Source organism: Streptococcus sp. 3167 (assembly GCF_013277175.1).
Lineage (GTDB): Bacteria > Bacillota > Bacilli > Lactobacillales > Streptococcaceae > Streptococcus > Streptococcus pseudopneumoniae.
The window spans coordinates 37,928-55,552 of the sequence record NZ_VMML01000026.1; the positions used below are offsets into that span (position 1 = coordinate 37,928).

The 17,625-nt window shown below is 40.4% G+C and carries 15 protein-coding genes; 1 reads left to right on the forward strand and 14 read right to left on the reverse strand.

All coding sequences use genetic code 11. The features are described 5' to 3' along the window. Positions 1-95 precede the first annotated feature (95 nt). Positions 96-995, reverse strand: a complete 900-nt coding sequence (locus HT678_RS04505; RefSeq protein WP_345890408.1) for an SPFH domain-containing protein — start codon at positions 993-995, stop codon at positions 96-98. Positions 996-1,236: 241 nt separating this feature from the next. On the opposite strand from HT678_RS04505, the gene HT678_RS04510 reads away from it, so the two are divergent. Then, positions 1,237-2,094, forward strand: coding sequence for a 5'-nucleotidase, lipoprotein e(P4) family (locus tag HT678_RS04510; protein ID WP_000833516.1), 858 nt, complete (start codon positions 1,237-1,239; stop codon positions 2,092-2,094). A 1,084-nt stretch (positions 2,095-3,178) separates the two neighbouring features. Here the strand turns inward: HT678_RS04510 and HT678_RS04515 are convergent. From HT678_RS04515 to glpK, 13 genes are all read right to left on the reverse strand, one after another. Next, positions 3,179-4,144 (reverse strand): DUF3644 domain-containing protein, encoded by a 966-nt coding sequence (locus HT678_RS04515; RefSeq protein WP_000793784.1) that lies wholly within the window; start codon positions 4,142-4,144, stop codon positions 3,179-3,181. Positions 4,145-5,067: 923 nt separating this feature from the next. Further along, entirely contained in the window at positions 5,068-6,573 is a 1,506-nt protein-coding gene (gene adcA / locus HT678_RS04520) for a zinc ABC transporter substrate-binding lipoprotein AdcA (RefSeq protein ID WP_050971529.1), read from the reverse strand. Between the two features lie 9 nt (positions 6,574-6,582). Further along, a complete protein-coding gene (locus HT678_RS04525; protein ID WP_079253021.1) occupies positions 6,583-7,389 on the reverse strand; it encodes a metal ABC transporter permease in 807 nt (268 codons plus the stop codon). Beyond that, positions 7,382-8,086, reverse strand: coding sequence for a metal ABC transporter ATP-binding protein (locus tag HT678_RS04530; RefSeq protein WP_023941156.1), 705 nt, complete (start codon positions 8,084-8,086; stop codon positions 7,382-7,384). Before HT678_RS04530 ends, HT678_RS04525 begins: the two co-directional genes overlap by 8 nt. Then, on the reverse strand, positions 8,086-8,526 hold the full coding sequence (gene adcR, locus HT678_RS04535) for a zinc-dependent transcriptional regulator AdcR (protein WP_079253020.1): 441 nt from the start codon (positions 8,524-8,526) through the stop codon (positions 8,086-8,088). Before adcR ends, HT678_RS04530 begins: the two co-directional genes overlap by 1 nt. Positions 8,527-8,678: 152 nt before the next feature. Beyond that, the gene (gene dltD, locus HT678_RS04540) at positions 8,679-9,947 is read right to left on the reverse strand and encodes a D-alanyl-lipoteichoic acid biosynthesis protein DltD (RefSeq protein ID WP_079253019.1); all 1,269 of its coding nucleotides are present in this window, start codon (positions 9,945-9,947) and stop codon (positions 8,679-8,681) included. Next, positions 9,940-10,179 carry a D-alanine--poly(phosphoribitol) ligase subunit DltC gene (gene dltC, locus HT678_RS04545; RefSeq protein WP_000351967.1) on the reverse strand — a complete coding sequence of 80 codons (240 nt, stop codon included), beginning with the start codon at positions 10,177-10,179 and terminating at the stop codon, positions 9,940-9,942. Before dltC ends, dltD begins: the two co-directional genes overlap by 8 nt. Before the next feature lie 13 nt (positions 10,180-10,192). Further along, the gene (gene dltB, locus HT678_RS04550; RefSeq protein ID WP_079253018.1) at positions 10,193-11,437 is read right to left on the reverse strand and encodes a D-alanyl-lipoteichoic acid biosynthesis protein DltB; all 1,245 of its coding nucleotides are present in this window, start codon (positions 11,435-11,437) and stop codon (positions 10,193-10,195) included. Then, on the reverse strand, positions 11,434-12,984 hold the full coding sequence (gene dltA, locus HT678_RS04555; RefSeq protein WP_084675142.1) for a D-alanine--poly(phosphoribitol) ligase subunit DltA: 1,551 nt from the start codon (positions 12,982-12,984) through the stop codon (positions 11,434-11,436). The genes dltB and dltA overlap by 4 nt, the downstream gene beginning before the upstream one ends. A gap of 20 nt (positions 12,985-13,004) precedes the next feature. After that, a complete protein-coding gene (locus HT678_RS04560) occupies positions 13,005-13,136 on the reverse strand; it encodes a teichoic acid D-Ala incorporation-associated protein DltX (protein ID WP_000813667.1) in 132 nt (43 codons plus the stop codon). A gap of 229 nt (positions 13,137-13,365) precedes the next feature. Further along, complete coding sequence (locus HT678_RS04565; protein WP_000980823.1) at positions 13,366-14,070, reverse strand: MIP/aquaporin family protein; 705 nt, start codon at positions 14,068-14,070, stop codon at positions 13,366-13,368. Between the two features lie 70 nt (positions 14,071-14,140). Then, positions 14,141-15,967: a type 1 glycerol-3-phosphate oxidase gene (gene glpO, locus HT678_RS04570; protein WP_101514806.1), complete on the reverse strand. Its 1,827-nt coding sequence runs from the start codon at positions 15,965-15,967 to the stop codon at positions 14,141-14,143. 41 nt (positions 15,968-16,008) lie between these two features. Then, complete coding sequence (gene glpK, locus HT678_RS04575; protein WP_000076800.1) at positions 16,009-17,517, reverse strand: glycerol kinase GlpK; 1,509 nt, start codon at positions 17,515-17,517, stop codon at positions 16,009-16,011. Positions 17,518-17,625 lie beyond the last annotated feature (108 nt).

Sequence of the window (17,625 nt, forward strand, 5' to 3'; positions counted from 1 at the left end):
TTTGATTTTCATTGAGTATAAATGTATATCAATATTTTTTGTTTTTCTTAATAAACGCAATGCAAAAAGAGCCTGTTGCCAAGCTCTTTAGTCTATTATTTCTTCTCAGCGCGAAGAGCTGACAAGATTTGTGTACGGATATCATCCACACCATTTGGAGTATTTGGTAAAAAGATGGTTTGATTTCCTTTAGAGGCAAAGGTGTTCAAGGTATCCAAATACTGGTTGGTCAAAAGGATGGACATGATTTGTTCTTCTGTCATGCCAACATTGGCTTCCTTGAGTTCGGTGATAGATTCTGCCAATCCATCCACAATCGCCTTACGTTGTTGGGCAATCCCCACACCATGAAGGCGGTCTTTTTCTGCTTCGGCTTCAGCTGCAGTGACAATTTTAATCTTATCGGCTTCTGCCAATTCTTGCGCTGCGACCCGTTTGCGTTGCGCCGCATTGATTTCATTCATGGATTGCTTAACTTCTGCATCTGGCTCCACCTTAGTAATCAAGGTTTTCACGATAATGTAGCCGTAAGTGGTCATTTCTTCTGCTACTTGGTGTTGAACTTCAAGGGCAATCTCATCTTTTTTCTCAAACAATTCGTCCAAGGTTAATTTGGGAACAGAAGAGCGAAGAGCATCTTCGATATAAGATTTAATCTGAGATTCTGGACGCATGAGTTTATAGTAGGCATCTGTCACGCTCTGCTCATTGACACGGTACTGAGTCGCTACATTCATCATCACGAACACATTGTCCTTGGTCTTGGTCTCAACCACAATATCACTTTGCAGCAAGCGCAACTGAATGCGTGCTGCAATCGAGTCAATCCCAAAAGGCAAGCGAATATGAATACCGCTGTTGGAAACCTTTTGGTATTTCCCAAAGCGTTCAATAATCGCCACCGACTGCTGATGAACCACATAAACTGTACTCAGTGTGACTATCACCAATAGGAGCACACAAACAATCAGAAAAATCATGAAAAATATTGCCATAATGGAACCTCCACAAGTATTTTTCTAGTATTATATCACATTTAAAGAAGGCTGTGCCGTTTTTACTGCGATTTTTCCTGAAATGTCAATAATTAGAGGTGAAACTGCATTTCAAGTTAGTAATCTCTTTTTTTCACTGCATTAACTTCTATAGAATCTTCATCCATAGTCAGAGAATGACTTGCCTTAACTTTTCTCTCGTGCTATACTATTTATGAAATTAATGAATAGGAGATATTTCATGAAATCAGCAAAAACTACTGTTACAATCCTTTCTGCACTTGCATCTGTCGTCTTATTATCTAGTTGTGCAACAAAGTCTACAGAAACACAGACAAGCAATAAGAGCTCATCTGATAATCAGATTACAATGACATATGACCAACTACGGTCAAGAGAAAATACTATGTCAACCCTTTGGTATCAAAAATCAGCTGAAACCAAAGCCTTGTATCTACAAGGTTATAATGTTGCCACAGATCGTCTAAAGGAATTACTGAAAACAGAATCAGACAAGCCTTATTCAATCATTTTGGACTTAGATGAAACAGTCTTAGATAATAGTCCTTATCAAGTTCAAAATATCAAAGACGGAACAGCATTCACACCTGAAAATTGGGATATTTGGGTTCAAAAAGCTGCAGCAAAAGCCGTCCCAGGAGCCAAGACGTTTCTTCAATTTGCCAATCAAAACGGCATCCAAATTTACTATATTTCTGACCGCTCAGTTAATCAAATAGATGCTACGATTAAAAATCTAGAAAACGAAGGAATCCCTGTACAAGGGCGTGATCACCTCATGCTCTTAGAAAGTGGTGTAAAATCCAAAGAAGGGCGTCGCCAAGCAGTTCAAGAGAAAACTAATCTAGTATTACTATTTGGTGATAACCTCGTAGACTTTGCAGATTTTTCGAAGATTTCTGAATCTGACCGTGATAAACAACTTGAAGAATTGCAAAAAGAATTCGGTGAAAAATTCATCATCTTCCCAAATCCAATGTACGGATCATGGGAAACAGCTGTCTACGCTGGCAATAAATTGGATGCTAAAGGTCAAGTGGAAGAACGCCAAAAGGCTTTGCAAGGTTTTAATAAATAAAACAAATAAGCTGATTCTATATAAACTAAGGTTAACTTACAATCTTCAAAAAGTGGATAGGAAGGAATTCTGATAATCAGAAAACTTTCCTATCCACTTTTTTAATTGATATAACATCAAGCTTTTATACATCTGATACTATACGTTTTTCTGATTTTAAAGACTTTGTCGCCTAGACCCTATATTTCAAGCATTAAGTGACCTTGATGATATAAATTTATTGTGGTATACTATTTTTGTCATCGGTTACCGATTACGTTCCTATGGGTTCGTGAGAGGAGGTGAAACTAATGAGCCTTATCATAGAGCTCGCTCTTACTATTATAGCGGATGTTATAGCTGGAATTATCTTGTATTTCGTCTGCAGATGGCTAGATAGTAAGGGGTAGACCGAGTGACTAGCCTATCAACACCCGTTAAATCGCTAAGATACGTCAAAAAAGCCCTTAACTACGGCAATAGTTAAGGGCTTTGGTGTTCTAATGAACCTTATCAACTAACTACATTTTAGCATATAATCTACAATAGTTCAAGCATTAAGTGACCTTGATGATCTAAATTTAGTGTGGTATAATACTTTTGTCATCGGTTACCGATTACGTTCCTATGGGTTCGTGAGAGGAGGTGAAACTAATGAACCTTATACCAGAGCTTGCTCTTACTATTATAGCGGATGTTATAGCTGGAATTATCTTGTATTTCGTCTGCAAATGGCTAGATGGTAAGAAGTAGACCGAATGACTAGCCTATAAACACCCGTTAAATCGCTAAGATACGTCAAAAAAGCCCTTAACTATGGCAGTAGTTAGGGGCTTTGGTGTTCTAATGAACCTTATACACTAACTACATTCTAGCATATAAGCCCAAATATTTCAAGAGTTTTATTTATTATTTAAAGTTCCTTAGCTCTGAAAGGTATTTGATTTTTCATCAATTCATTTAAAAATACTATACAAATTTCTTTACATTTTCCATAAGTGTGATATAATGAACTCAATAAGATAACTTGTGAAGGATAAACGCTGGGTCCCAGAATGGGGTAGACTGAAAGGTTGAGCATTCCTATGTGCCTGGGGTTATCTTTTTATTTTGATTTTTTAAGGCTCTCTACAAAGTTTAGAGGGTCTTTTTCTATTTCTGTAATGATAAAGTCAACAAATTGCTGTGAATAGGTATAGTGCTCAGACTTACCTATTTTATGGTAATATGCAAATTTCTCGTCAGTTTTTATTGAATAGAAATCAATGATTAAGGTTAGAACATATTGATTGAAACCAGATTTATAATTTAATTTGATATTCTTCTTGTTTAATCGATCATTTACAACTGAGATGATATTCCCGTATGAATATTTGTGAGTCTCTGATGGATCTTTTAAATCTTTTACTATTGCTACTTGAGAGGGAGATTGATTTGCAATTGAGACAACGAAGTCAGCTTCAGACTTTTTCTTTGTGATGTATAGGTTTTGTTTTACACCGATTGCAAATTTATCTGAATTATACTCAGAAACAAGAACATCTATAGCATTTGCTTGCTGAATAAACTTTTCTGCAATTTCCGCTGGGTATTTTAGTCTGATTTGTTCATTTGTCAGAGGCTCATAACTTGCTGATATAGTTAGGAAATTTTGTGCAATGGTCTCAGTGATGTCTCTACCATGAAATCTCTGAAGTTCATTGACATAGTTAAGTACACACGCTTGAAATAGTGGAGCGTACTTTAGTTCGTAATCCTCTGTAATATAATGTGTGCTGATATTTCTAAGCTCAATAATACGCTCCAGATTTAGTCGAATTCGTGTACTATCATCGGAATAAATTTTCTTGATAACATTTTCAAGGCTGAGAGTTCTATCTGGATTATCCTTAAAATAGATTGATAGATTTCTATTTAGCATTTCAGACTTCAACATCAACTCCCAAGCATTACATATGAAAAAACTGAATCCTTCAATACGATATTTGATTGTAGGCTTGTTGTAAATTTCCAGCCCCATAATAAAGGCCTCAACACTTTTATCAACAAGTCGTTGACTTAAATTTTTCATATTTTTCTTCCCTCCAATCTAACTATTAAGCAATCTTTTTAATAAAAACAGTTGCTTTTTATTTTTTTCTTATTCATTTGTCAAATTTGCTGTTTTTACAGTTTAGTTTATAAAGTCGGATTTCCCTTCCTCCATAATTTTCTTTTATAAAACATCAAGCCCTTAACTGACATCTGATTACTAAACAGGTAACTTACGAAAAATACGCAGACATATCAGAATTACAAGAGAATTTCTAATATCACTATATCGCTTCTTTTATTAAAGACTAACTTTTTTGTTAAAATGTTTATACTCAACAAAAATCAAAGAGCAAATTAGAAAACTAGGATTATATATTCCTGTAGAATATACCAAAACACCCCTTAACTATCGCACTAGTTAGGGGCTTTGGTGTTCTAATGAACCTTATCCGATAAAATTATTCTAACATACAGGCCCAGATATTTCAAGAGTTTTATTTATTATTTAAAGTTCCTTAGTTCTGAAAGGTATTTGATTTTTCATCAATTCATTTAAAAATACTATACAAATTTCTTACATTTTCCATAAGTGTGATATAATGGACTCAATAAGATAACTTGTGAAGGATAAACGCTGGGTCCCAGAATGGGGTAGACTGAAAGGTTGAGCATTCCTATGTGCTGGGGGGTATCTTTTTATTTTGATTTTTTAAGGCTCTCTACAAAGTTTAGAGGGTCTTTTTCTATTCCTGTAGAATATACCAAAACACCCCTTAACTATGGCAGTAGTTAGGGGCTTTGGTGTTCTAATGAACCTTATCCGATAAAATTATTCTAACATACAGATCCAGATATTTCAAGAGTTTTATTTATTTTTTAAAGTTCTGGAAAGGTCTATAATGAAGTTAGCCATCTAGTATCAAAAAACCAACTAGCTCCTATGAACTAGTCGGTTTCTAATCAATGTGCCAACATTTCTTGGGCGATTTCTTGGCCAGATAGGTTATCTGGATAGTAGGTTGGCCAGTTGTCCATTTCTTCAAAGAGGGCTTCTTGGCTTGTGCCTCCAAAGAAGATATGGAAATGTTCTGCCTTAACTGGGGCGATATTGTGGTCACTAAACTGAACATACTTGAATTGTCCAGCGTCCGCATCTGTCGCTTCAAAGAGGAAGCGCACACCACGATTACCTTTCTTGTAAGTTAAGATTTTCTTACCAACATACTTATAAGTATATTTCTTGCTTTGTCCACCTTGAATAAATTCCATAGTGTTATCAGTAATGTTAATCTTAGTGACATCTGTCTGATAGCCTTTTGTATAGTAAGCCTTGTACTCAGCCTGGGTCATCTTACCAGTCAACTTAGCCTTGTAGTCAAAGACTTGGTCAAACGTGCCATCTTCAAGGAAAGGATAAACTGATTGCCAATTACCTGCATAGTCACTCAAGGTACGATCCTTGACATCGGCATCCTCAAAGTAACCATTTTGAACTGTCTTGGTATCCTCTGCTTTTTCAGGCTCGATTGCTGGACCTTCTTGGTCTGTTGTTTGTTTCAAAGCCTTGAGGTTTTTCTCCATAACGGAAATGTAGTTTTCGCCAGCCTTGGTATCCTCTTCTGTCAGACTTTCTAAAGGATTGAGAACATCTGTTTTGACACCTGCCTCTTTTGAAAGTGTGTTAGCAAGGGCTTGTGAAGCATTTTCTTCAAAGTAGATATAGGCAATTTTATTTTTCTTGACGTACTCTGTCAATTCTGCCAGACGTGCAGCTGATGGCTCTGCATCTGGAGAGAGACCTGAGATTGCGACTTGTTTGAGTCCATAGTCCAAAGCAAGGTAGTTAAAGGCTGCGTGCTGAGTCACAAAGCTCTTTTGTTTGGCTTGAGACAAACCTTCTGCATAAGCCTTATCCAAGGCTTGTAATTTTTCGATATAGGCAGCAGCATTCTTTTCAAAGGTCTCTTTTTTATCAGGATAATCTGCTGACAAGCTATCACGGATGTGCTCTACAAGTTTAATGGCACGAACTGGTGATAACCAAACATGGGGATCGAACTCATGGTGATGGCCTTCTTCGCCATGGTCATGGTCTCCCTCTTCTTCCTCACCACCTGGCAAAAGCAACATATCACCTGTCGCCTTGATGGTTTTCACTTTTTTCTTATCCAAAGTATCTAGCAATTTAGGAACCCAAGTTTCCATGTTTTCATTTTCATAAACGAAGGTATCTGCATCTTGGATTTTGGCAACTGCCTTGGCAGACGGTTCATATTCATGGGGTTCTGTACCGGCACCGATGAGGAGTTCTACATTAGCAGTATCTCCTGCGACTTGCTTGGTAAATTCATAGACAGGGTAAAAGGTTGTCACGATATTGAGTTTGCCATCTGCCTGTTTTTGATTGGAACAAGCCACTAAAAACAAGGCACATAGACTGGCTAGTAATAAGCTAATTTTTTTCATCTTAGTCTCCTATTTGATAAAACGTCTTACTAAACTAATGAGCAAGAAAACAGTTACAAAAATAATAGTAATACTTGCACTTGCAGGTGTTTCTGCATAGTAGGAAATGTAAAGTCCTGCTACCATTCCCAAAAATCCAATCGCACTGGCAAGCAGCATAACCGATTTAAAGTTTTTCCCCAGACGCAGGGCAATACTAGCTGGCAAGATCATAATGGTCGATACCAGAAGAGCTCCCGCAGCAGGAATCATAAGGGCAATGGCCACCCCCGTCACCATGTTAAAAAGAATGGACATGGTACGAACTGGCAAGCCATCCACAAAGGCCGTATCCTCATCAAAGGTCAAGATATACATCGGACGAAGGAAGAGGAAGGTCAAGATCAAAACAACCGCCGCAATGACAAAGAGGGAAATGACCTGCTCCTCACTAATAGTCACAATCGAACCAAAAAGATACTGGTCCAAACTCATAGAACTGGAGCTTTTGCCCTTGCTCATGACAATCAGAGAAACAGCCAAACCTGTCGACATGAGGATAGCTGTCCCGATTTCCATAAAGCTCTTGTAAACCGTACGGAGATACTCCAGAAAGGCCGCCGCAATCAAGACAATAGCAATAGTTGAAATAGTCGGAGAAATCCCCAAAACCAACCCAAAGGCTACACCTGAAAGAGAGACGTGGCTGAGGGTATCACTCATCAAACTCTGACGACGCAAGATAAGGAAGGTTCCTAATACCGGCGAGAAAAGACTCATGGCAATAACTGCTAGAAAGGCGCGTTGCATAAAGTCATAAGATAATAAACTAAGCATGGCCCACCTCCTGATCATTCTCATGAACGTTGAAACAACGCCATGGCGAGTCTTGGTTACGGACTAGATGAATATTGCGGTCCGCATAGTCCTTAACTTCTTCAGGGTCATGGGTAATCATCAAAACAGCCTTGCCATGATGATGGGCGCTGTGGTGCATGAGTTCGTAAAATTCGTTTTTACTTCCTGCATCCATCCCCGTTGTCGGCTCATCTAGGATAAACACATCTGGATCCGAAGCAAACATACGCGCAATCACCGCTCGCTGCTTCTGTCCCCCAGATAGAGATCCCAAGCGTTTGTCTCGGTGTTCCCACATACCAACTGAGTCCAGACTAGCCTTGATATGCTCCTCATCATGAGCATTCAAGCGACGGAACCAGCCTTTTCGCGGATAGCGACCCGACTTGACAAATTCATAAACCGTACTTGGAAAACCTGCATTAAAACTGGCAATCTGTTGAGGAAGGTAAGCTATTCTCAATTTCTTACCCTGCGTATTTGTCTTTGAAATGGTCACCCTACCAATGCGTGGTTGGAGAATTCCAAGACTGGCCTTGATCAGTGTCGTCTTAGCTGCCCCATTTTCCCCAGTCAAGGTAACAAATTCCCCACTATCAACACTATAATTGATATGTTCAAGAACGGGCTCCTTATCATAATAGAAGGATAAATCCTCTACCGTAATGTATCTCATTATTTGATTTCTCCTACTAAAGCAGTCAAAAACCGCTGGATTACTTTTTGTTCATTTGGAGTAAACTGAGTCGCCACTTGTTCATAGGTTAAAAGTGTATGCTCATGGTGATGATGGTGCTCCTCAGCGATTGGACGAGCCAAATCAGTCAATTGATAAAAAATCACACGCGCATCCTTAGGATCTTTAGATGTTTCCAACATTCCTTCCTTGACCAAAGACTTAATGGCCTTGGTAACTGCCGCCTGACTGACATTGAGGCGACGGGCCAATTCTGAATTTGTTAAAGATTCCTCCGACAAGAGCATGAGGATATGCTCCTGAGTATTGGTCAGAGCCACCTCACTAGTGCAATGACCTATTAAAATTTCATGCTGATTTTCTGCCTGTAAAATCACCTCATTCAAAAAGGTATCGATATCCTTCGCTAGCTGTCTCATATCTGACTCCTTTCCTTTTGGACTTCTCTTTTTTAAGAGAAAAATACTATTCTGTGGAATTTTGTTTACCAGTTAATTATATCACAAGCAAAAAAAGAGTCAAGAAAAAACGTAAAAATCGTCTTCATTCTTGAACTCTTCTATATTATGATCTATTGAAATTCTTTGACATCTCCATCGTATGTCGCCCAGTCTTTGCTGAAAAAGCGCTCATTCAGATGGTAAGTCGGAGCTGGTGTGGGATTGGATAGGAAAGGATCAACTGCCTTGTCAAAAGCCAACCAACCCAACCAACCAAGGTGGATGGTATCCTTCATAAAGAAAGGATCCCCGCCATCCTTAGAAAAATCTGCTATATTGGTAAAACCTTGACTCTCTAACTGGTAGCGAATCTTCTGCACCGTTTGTTGGTACATATCCTCTCGTAGACCAGCATAATCCATCCATTTTTTATTAACAGGTGGAATGATAAAAATCGGGTTTACCTTGGATTTAGAAAACTGGGTTAAAACTAACTGCAGGTCATTATACTCTGGCGACTTGAGATAGGTGAAGTTTTTCTGAGAATCCTTTAATTTCTTCAAATCCTTCTTAATCTGCTTATTATAGAAATCATTCTCCATTCCCAGATCATTATTGGAAGTATTCTTTTCTGCATCTGATTTGACAACATCTTCTATTGCTTGATAAGAAAACTGGTCTGGCAAGGTCTTTAAATACTTAACTACATGCTTACCATAATTAACATAGCCTCTAACTGAAAACTGTCCAAAAAAGGAAGCCTGGCGTTCATTAAACCGAGCCAATAATTCAATCGTCTCATTGTCTGCCGTCGACAATTCTTCTTTGCTTGCCAACTTCTGAACCAAATCCTTCATAGCTACGTTGGGAAACTGCTGTAGTAAGCGAGTCGCCGCATATTGGCTAGCCTGATCTCCAGATTGATGTTCCAGAAAACTGGTCAACTGGTCTCCATTAAAATACTGCTGGAAGGCTGCTGGCTCATAGCCATTTTTACTGAACCACTGAGGTGAGATAACATACACAACTTGTTTATTCTCCAGTTGTGGCAACATCTGTTGCATTCCAAAATACTGGTTAAGCGATGCAGCTCCCCTCTGTCCTAAAAGATAAGGACGGTAGGAGCGATTGTATTTCTCAGCTAATACCGCAGGATGAGCACCGTCAAAACGAAGCCATTCACTAGAGCCAAAGAAGGGAACAAAACGCATATTTGGATCAGATAGTGCTCTGACTTTTTGACTTCGCTCCTTAAAACTATCGATAGTAGTAGCCACTGCTGAACGCTTTTCAGCTCCTAGATTATGACGCATCTCAGTAGGATAAAAGAAAATGAGCAGAAAAACCAACAAACCAGCTATCAAGACCGGTCCGAAGATCGTCCATAAGCGTTTAAGCATTTTGTAGCTCCACAATGCCAGCTATAATTTTATTAGCCGTATTCCAGTCATCACGACCAAACTCTGTCACAGGGACACGAATGTCAAAACGGTTCTCAATCTCCACAATCAACTCAACCGTTCCCATACTATCCAAGACACCTGCATCAAAAAGATCTTCATCCATCATGTCAGAAACATCTTCCATAAACAACTCATCAATAATTTCGATAACTTCTGATTTGATATCCATATTTTATTTCCTTTTATTTTTTAAACCATAAATCATTCAAAAATCCAGAAAAGATTAAGAATGACAGCATGACGACATGGAAGGTGACAACCATGCCAAGCAACTGAATCCAGCGATTCTCAGGTAGGGCAGCCTTCCCTGCTTTTTTCCGTTCCTTATTGAGCGTTTTTTTCTTGCGAACCCAGACATCATTGATGACCAAGCCCAGTCCATGAAAGAGTCCATAGGCGATGTAGTACCAGGTCACACCATGCCAAAATCCCATAATCAGCATATTTACAATATAGGCCACACTTGAGGTTACATTGCGATTCTTAAAGACCTTCTTTCTGGTCAATACCATCACCATTCGCATAAAGACAAAGTCACGGAACCAGAAAGAGAGACTCATATGCCAGCGATTCCAAAATTCCTTTAAATCCCTTGATAAAAATGGTTTGTTAAAGTTGATAGGGCTACGGATTCCCATCAAATTTGAAATGGCTAAGGCAAACATAGAATAACCTGCAAAGTCAAAGAAGAGTTCCAGACCAAATGTATACATAACTGCCAAGGCATAGAGGTTAAAGAAGCCACCTGACTGCAAGGCTAGATTCTTCAAAGGAGGCAACAAGGTTTCTCCTAAAACATGAGCTAGGATAAACTTGTACAAAAAGCCCCACATGATATAGCGAACAGATTCATCCAGCATATCCATCAACTCATCCCGCTCAGGAATGGCCTGATAATTTTCATTAAATCGCTTAAAGCGATCGATTGGGCCACTTGAAAAAGTCGGCATGAAGAGAAGGAAACGAAGGAATTCCCAGAGGGTAAAATCCTTAATCACTCCATCTCTCAGCTCGATGATAATCCCAACCGAACGAAAGGTCAGGTAAGAAATTCCCAAAAAACCAAGCAAAGACTGCGTTCCATTGATAGCCGGCTGCACCTTGACAAAGATAATCGGAAGGAGGGATAGAAAGCTAACTAGGTAGAAGACCCACTTGCCATCCTTACTTTTTCGATAATGCTTGTAGAAGAGTACGAGCAATATTTCCCAGCACAGATAAATACCCAAGGCAGCTAGTTGATTGGTCTTCCCACCTACCAACATGGTGACGATAAAGAAGAGGCTAACCAGCACTTCATACCAGGCAAAGCGTTTCTTGAAAAAGAGGCCGATAAAGATGGGCAAGGTTGCAGCAATCACATAGACAAAATACTGAGGATTGCCGTATGGCTCTAAATGAGGAAGCTGTTGAAAGAACTCCATCATCTCTTATTCACCTCGTTAATCAATCCTTTAATGTCAATCTTTCCATTTGGAGTCAGTGGCAAACTGTCTTGATAAAGGAATTTAGACGGCATCATGTAGGACATCATGATGTCTGTCAAATCTTCCTTGATGGCCTTGGTAATATCGATATCACGCTCAAACTGCTCACGCACACCATCTTTTAAGATGACATAAGCCAATAGATTTTGCACCTTGTGGTCCTTATTATAGCGCGGTACTGCGACAGCAGACTCGATAAAGCGAGACTTGTTGAGGTTTTGAGAGACATCTTCTAACTCAATGCGGTAACCGTTGAACTTAATCTGGAAGTCCATGCGTCCGCCGTAAAGAAGCAAGCCCTCATCTGTCATGGTTCCTACATCTCCAGTATGATAGGCTGGCAGACCTTCAAACTCAAAGAAGGCTTCCGCTGTTTTTTCAGGATTGTTCATATAACCTTTTGAAACGGCTGGTCCAGAAACAATGATTTCTCCCTGTTCGCCATTTGGCAGTTTATTTCCTTCCTCGTCAATGATAAAGGTTGGAGAATCAGCCTTGGTATAGCCGATTGGTAGACGTTTGAGAGTCGCTAGCATCTCATCTGTCACGGCAACTGCTGACAGGGCCACTGTCGCTTCTGTTGGACCGTAGGCATTGATAATACGGGCATTTGGGAAACGCTCGCGTAGTTTTTGAGCTGTTTTAACCGTCAATTCTTCACCATCAAAGTAGAAATGCGTAATACCTGGCATTTTCTCACTGTTGAAGTCTTCAGACAACATGGCCATATCCGCAAAAGAAGGGGTTGATGTCCAGATAGCGATTGGCAATGAAAAGATGGTCGCAAAGAGTTGCTTAAAGTCCTGAGTAATAGCTGAAGGAAGAGCGAAAAGCGTACCACCAAGTGCCAAGGTCGGTGCCCAGTACATGACAGACAAGTCAAAAGAATAAGGTGGCTGAGCCAGCATTTGCGGACGACTTGGCGTCGCAAATTCCTTATCCGTAATCATCCAGTTGGTAAAGCTGAGGAGGTTATCATGTGAAATCTGCACTCCCTTTGGCTTACCAGTCGTACCAGAAGTAAAGATGATGTAGTAGTTATCATCGCCCTTGACTGGATGCGTGATCTCATAGCTAGTCCCTTGAGCAAAGGCTTCTTGAACCTGAGCTAGATTCATCATCGGTGTAGAAACCTGCTCCAATGGAAAGTCTGAAATGGCAATAATCAAACTTGGCTCCGCTACTTCTAAAATAGCTGAAACTCTCTCCAAGGCCGAATGGCTATCAATTGGAATGTAGGCATGCCCCGACTTAGTCAGCGCTACAAAGGTTGCCAACATTTCATATTCTTGGCCACCAAAAACGACCACAGGAGACTTCTCAGGCAAGCCTAGTTGGTCAATGGCTGCAGCCAAACTATCCGAATCAGCCTTCAAATCTCCATAAGTGTGTTCCTGCCCCCAAACATTGTAAACAGGATAGTTAGGCTGGGTCTGAGCAAAATGCTCAATGGTTTCAATCATATCTGCTATTGGTTTATTTGACACAATAGGGATTCTCCTTCAAGTTAAAATTCATTATAGATAAAGCTTCCTTGACCCTGACCAAGATAGCTAAAGAAGTAAAGCAGCCCTAGAAAGATAAGAAAATACAAGGCTGTCCGACCAAGAAAGAGGTACAATTCTTTTCTCTGTTTCATCAAGAAAAACCATTCATTTCTGTAATTTTCCGCTAAAATAAGAGTGATTCTTACTAGCTTATTTTTCTACCATTGTACCACTTTATATAGTATTTTTTCAATTGTTTACCATATATTTTCAATAGATTTCAGTTTATTTTAAGGATTATGCGGTTTTTCTATGAATATTTTAAAAGAAAAAAGCCTGAGATTTTCATCTCAAGCTCTATCAAAATAATTATTTTCTAAATTAGAAAAGTGAGAATACAAGCACAGCCAAGGCTGCACCAATAACAGGTCCCACAACAGGAATCCAAGCGTAAGACCAATCTCCGTCTCCCTTGTTTGAAATTGGAAGGATACTGTGCATGATACGAGGACCGAGGTCACGCGCAGGGTTCAAGGCATAACCTGTTGTCCCACCTAATGATAGACCGATACCGACAATCAAGGTCCCCACTGCAAAGGTTCCGATACCTGCCTGAAAATCGTAAAGACCCAAAGCAAAGATTGTCAATACCAATACAAAAGTTCCTAGGATTTCACTAATCAAGTTTGATACAGTATCTTTGATAGCTGGTCCTGTGCTGAAAGTAGCCAAAATATTTCCTGCATTTTCTTCTGCCTCATAATGCGGTTTGAATTGCAACCAAACCAGAATCTGACCCAGCATAGCCCCTGCGAACTGAGCTAGGATATAAGGGAAAACGGAAGCCCAAGGCAAACCACCTTTCAAGGCCACACCAATCGTCACAGCTGGGTTTAAATGAGCTGGACTGAGCTTGCCAGATACAAATACTGCAACCGCAACTGCAATCCCCCAACCCATAGTAATCACAATCCAACCTGAGCTGTTGCTCTTGGTTTTTGGAAGAACCACACCTGCAACAACACCATTTCCTAGAAGAATCAGGATTAAAGTCCCCAAAAATTCTCCAAATAATTCATTCATCATCTTTCTGTCTCCATTAAAAAGAAGGAGAGGGTAGACTAGGAGTCCTGCCCGCCACCTCTTTTATTTTTTCTTAATTTTTTAATTCTGCTAAATCATTATTAGCAAGAGCTGCTTCGACATCCGCACGGTAAGCTGCTTTTTCTTCTTCTGTCCAGTCATAGAATCGTCCCATTTCATCCAAAACTGGCTCAACGATGCTGTCCAAACTATCACGCATAAAGAGCATATGGTTGGTACGACGAAGAAGGAAGTCAACCGGGCTAAGAGTCAACTCGTTGCGCATTGCATAGTGAAGGGACAAAGTATCTGCCAAACTGAGTCCTGGCGCTTGTTCCAAGCTGTGAGCAAGGGCAAAGACTTTCGGTGCATTTGAACCGTAAAGATTTGCTAGGTAATGGGCTTCCTTGCTATCCAAGCCACGTGAAACTCCAAGTTGCGCAAAGGCTTCGATTTCTGAGTCCACATTTGCTGGATTCAATTCTCCACCTGAAACAGGGTAAGTCTTCGAGTTGATGAGTTTAAAGCTACGGTCAAATTCTGCTTTGAGGATATCAACCACGCGCTCCATAGCTCCTTCAGCCATCTTACGGTAGTCTGTGATTTTACCACCAGCAAGAGTCAAGAGACCATTATCATCACGGTCCAAGCTAGACCCACGAGAAACTGCAGATGGATCCAAATGTTTCTCAGATGTGCTACTTTCAAGCTTGCTGACAGCAGACTCAACATCTTCACGTGTTTTTTCTTTGGAGAGATAAGATTCAACAGTCGCAATCAAGTTGTCAAAGCTTTCATCACTGATGGTACCGTTATTTCCACCATTATAGTCAGAGGCACTGTTCCCTGCAATCAATGGACGAAGACCTGCCCAGCTACTTTCAATGTCAGCAACTGTAATATTCGCTTCTGGGAAGCGGTTGTTGACAATACCAAGTAGGTAATCTACATCTTCTTGAGTTACTTTTGGATGCTCCAAATCACCTGTATAGTCTGTATCAGTTGTACCAAAGTAGGTCTTGTTTTCACGTGGGAGAACAAAGACCATACGACCGTCACCCAAACCTGTGTCAAAGTAAACTGGCTGTGAAACCTTGATTTTGCTTGAATCCACTACCAAGTGAACTCCCTTAGTTGGGCGCATTTGTGAGAATTGCGTTCCCTTATTAGACAAATTACGTACTTTATCACTCCAAGGACCTGTTGTATTAATAACCAGACGGGCCTTGATTTCAAATACTTGGTCTGTCAAGAGATCACGAGCTACAACACCTGTAATCTTGCCACTTTCGTCAAAGAGGAAGCCTTCTGCCTTCACGTGGTTGGCAATGAGGGCACCGTCTTGGTTGGCACGTTTGATGTTTTCAATCACGAGACGCGCATCGTTGTTACGGAAGTCAAGATACACTCCACCTCCTACCAAGCCTTCTTTCTTCAAGTTTGGCTGGCGTTCCAAGACTTGATTCTTACTCAAAACCTTGTTAGCAGCTGGTGTATTGTTGACACCTGCCAAGAGGTCGTACAAGTCCATGGCTACTTTAAGACGGAAGAGGCTAAAGGTCGCTCCATCTTCATCGTAAACTGGTAAGAGCATTGGGTCTGGTTTTGGAATGTGTGGAGCAATTTGTTGTACTACTGCACGTTCTGAAACCGTATCTGATACTACTTCTACGTCGAATTGTTTGAGGTAGCGAAGACCGCCGTGAACCAATTTTGTTGAACGGCTGGATGTTCCTTCTGCGAAGTCCTGCATTTCAATCAAACCGGTCTCAAGACCGCTAGCTGCCGCCTGCAAGGCTACACCAGCCCCTGTGATTCCTCCCCCGATAATCAAGAGATCCAGGGTGCGTTCCTGCATTTTTTTAATTGACCATTCACGTGTTTTCTTTGAAAATTCCATATTTACACACCTTCTAAATAAATCGCTTTATTCTGCCAGTATTAGTCGTCTACTTCCGCAAAGACTTGCGTTGCTTTCACAGCCTTCTTCCAGCCCTTGTAGAGTTGTTCCTTGCGCGATTCGTTCATCGATGGTTCAAAGAGTTCTCCTGTCTCGTTCAAAAGTTTCAACTCATCCAAGTTTTTCCAGTAACCTACTGACAAACCTGCTAGGAAGGCTGCTCCTAGAGCTGTTGTTTCCAAGTTTTTAGCGCGTGCAATGTCAATGCCTAAAATATCAGCTTGGAACTGCATGAGGAAGTTATTCATGGCTGCACCTCCATCCACTTTCAATACTTGAATAGCTGTTTGAGCATCCACCTGCATTGTGTCAATAATATCACGTACTTGATAAGCAATTGATTGAAGAGTTGCCTTGATAAAGTCTTCTTTGCTTGTTCCACGAGTCAAACCAAAGACAGAACCGCGAGCATTTTGGTTCCAGTATGGTGCTCCTAGTCCTGTAAAGGCTGGAACGACATAAACTTCATCATCATTGTGAGAATCACGAGCATATTTTTCAGATTCTGGTGAATTTTCAACCATGCGAAGACCATCACGAAGCCACTGAATAGCACTTCCTGCGATGAAGATAGAACCTTCCAAGGCATAATAAACCTTACCGTTGATTCCGTAACCAATGGTTGTCAAGAGGTTGTTTTCAGACAACTGCATTTCTTCACCAGTATTCATGATGATGAAAGATCCTGTTCCATAAGTATTCTTGACCATACCAGGTTCAAAGGCCAACTGTCCAAAGAGGGCTGCTTGTTGGTCCCCAGCCATACCAGAAATTGGCACTTGTCCACCGTAGAAATGGAATGGCGCTGTCTTACCGTAGATTTCAGAGTTAGAACGAACTTCTGGCAGCATAGCCTTCGGAATGTTGAGAATTTCCAAAATCTCATCATCCCATTTGAGTTCTTTAATGTTATAAAGCATGGTACGAGCTGCATTTGAGTAGTCAGTCACGTGAGTCGCACCGTCAGTCAATTTCCAAACCAACCAAGTATCGATAGTACCAAAGAGCAATTCCCCTTTTTCTGCTCGCTCTTGAGCGCCCTCTACATGATCCAAAATCCAACGAACCTTGGTAGCAGAGAAATAAGCATCAATAATCAAACCAGTCTTTTCATGGAATTTTTCCACATAACCTTGGCTTTTCAGCTGTTCAGCCAGAGGAGCTGTCTGACGTGATTGCCAAACGATAGCATTGTAGATAGGAAGTCCTGTTTTCTTATCCCAAACGACCGTTGTTTCACGTTGGTTGGTAATCCCGATTGCCTCAATCTGACTTGGTTTCACACCACTTTCGATGAAAGCTCCAGCAATAACAGACTGGACGGAATTCCAAATTTCATTGGCATTGTGCTCTACCCAACCTGCCTGAGGGAAAATCTGGGTAAACTCTTTTTGACTCGAGCTAACCTTTTCCCCTTTTTTGTTGAAAATGATGGCACGAGAACTTGTAGTTCCCTGGTCAATGGCCATGATGTATTTTTCTTGTGACATGTGCTGTCCTCCTGATAAAGATCTTGAGGTGTTCCCTCTTTACACTTACTAGTATACAAAATAAAGCGCTTTCCTGTTCATCAACTTTTTTTAATTTTTTAAAAAATG